The organism is Pontibacter pamirensis (genome assembly GCF_010015475.1).
Taxonomy (GTDB): Bacteria; Bacteroidota; Bacteroidia; order Cytophagales; family Hymenobacteraceae; genus Pontibacter; species Pontibacter pamirensis.
Window position 1 is genome coordinate 86,852 of record NZ_ML974109.1, and the last position, 1,293, is coordinate 88,144.

The 1,293-nt window shown below is 47.1% G+C and carries 2 protein-coding genes; both read right to left on the reverse strand.

Annotation, left to right across the window (positions count from 1 at the left end; translation table 11 throughout):
• Window positions 1-237 precede the first annotated feature (237 nt).
• Window positions 238-402 carry an SRPBCC family protein gene (locus tag E1919_RS00475; RefSeq protein WP_162051388.1) on the reverse strand — a complete coding sequence of 55 codons (165 nt, stop codon included), beginning with the start codon at window positions 400-402 and terminating at the stop codon, window positions 238-240.
• Window positions 403-474: 72 nt separating this feature from the next.
• The gene (locus tag E1919_RS00480) at window positions 475-1,200 is read right to left on the reverse strand and encodes an IS1 family transposase (RefSeq protein ID WP_162051389.1); all 726 of its coding nucleotides are present in this window, start codon (window positions 1,198-1,200) and stop codon (window positions 475-477) included.
• Between the last annotated feature and the right edge of the window lie 93 nt (window positions 1,201-1,293).

Here is a 1,293-nt window from a genome sequence, read left to right on the forward strand (position 1 = left end):
TTCAGATGGCTCTATCAGTAAATAAATTCATGATGAATCTATCCAAAACCATGACCACTCAGATTCACCTGTGTCCAACCATTTAAGTCTATATATGGTTTTCCATTATCAGCATCGCCTAAAACATAAAGAGCCTCTATCCCAGCATAAGAAAACCTTACATCATTCAGGTCTGAGTATCCATAGTATTAACTATTTCTGCTCCTGGTGCTGCCACACGACAAGATGCTTTGCTCTCTATGTGACAGTTTTGTCCAGTTCTATCAGACCAGTAGTCACGCCAGCAACGGCACGTTCACCAGTTTGCTTAGTGGAGATGGTATGGAGGTCAATGCTCCTGGATAAGTCGAAGCAAACATCTAAAGGGGCTTTGACCGTGGTTTCGATAGTGATGATGGGCATGAGATTTTTATAATTCAGGATAAATAGCGGAATCTATTCTTTTTAGCCGTGTCTCATACTTGGGTAGTGTATTTAAAGTAAGGATATATTATTTGCTACTTTCACATAATTCAAGTGGTACAGTAGGAAGCGTATTGCCAGACGGTGATTCTCCCAAGACCTGGAGAAGGAGAGCGTTTTCCTCACCAGTCTTGGGCACCTTTGGCGTAGGGTGTTGTTTAGCCGCTCCATCCTTGTCGTCTCCTTCTTTCCCTCCGGCTGATGCTGACCTTTTTCAAAAACGGCTCCGTAAGCTTCCAGTCCGTCTGTAAAAACCAGAGCCTTCTCCCGTAGTGGCTTCGGAATGCTCAGCCACAGCCCTTTAGCTCCCTCCGTATTCCGCGCCCCCAGGTGGAATCCCACCACAAGCCCTGTCCCCCGATCCACTGCCAGCCACAGCCATACCGGGCAGTCTTTGGCACCTACAAAGCTCCATTGCTCGTCTGCCTCCAGACACAGCAGTTTTATCTCTGTCTTCTCCAGGTTGCCAAGCGGCAGCGCCTCGCCCACCTGCTGCCAAAGTGCCTTTACCCGCGGCACCAGCCAGCCTAGGCTCACTTGCAGGATGCGGGCTATGGCGCGTAAGGAAATTCGCTCCAGAAGCAACGACTTTAGCAATTCATCACGGCTCAAAAGCTTCTCATCCTCCCGTTCTACTGCTTGTCTGCGGCAGTAGCGGCACTTGTAGTTCTGTTTGCCGTAGTAGCTTTTACCGTTTTTTACTACATTTAGGCTATGGCAGTGAGGACAGGTGGTCATATAAAATAAAGGTTTGGCGATCTCTATTTTATAACACCTGCTCCTTATTGCTAATTTCACAATATATCCATCCTTACTTTAAATACACTACCC

Excerpts from the sequence above, each read along its gene's own strand:
- E1919_RS00475 (WP_162051388.1), bottom strand. The coding sequence starts at position 402 with ATGCCCATCATCACTATCGAAACCACGGTCAAAGCCCCTTTAGATGTT.
- E1919_RS00480 (WP_162051389.1), bottom strand. The coding sequence starts at position 1,200 with ATGACCACCTGTCCTCACTGCCATAGCCTAAATGTAGTAAAAAACGGT.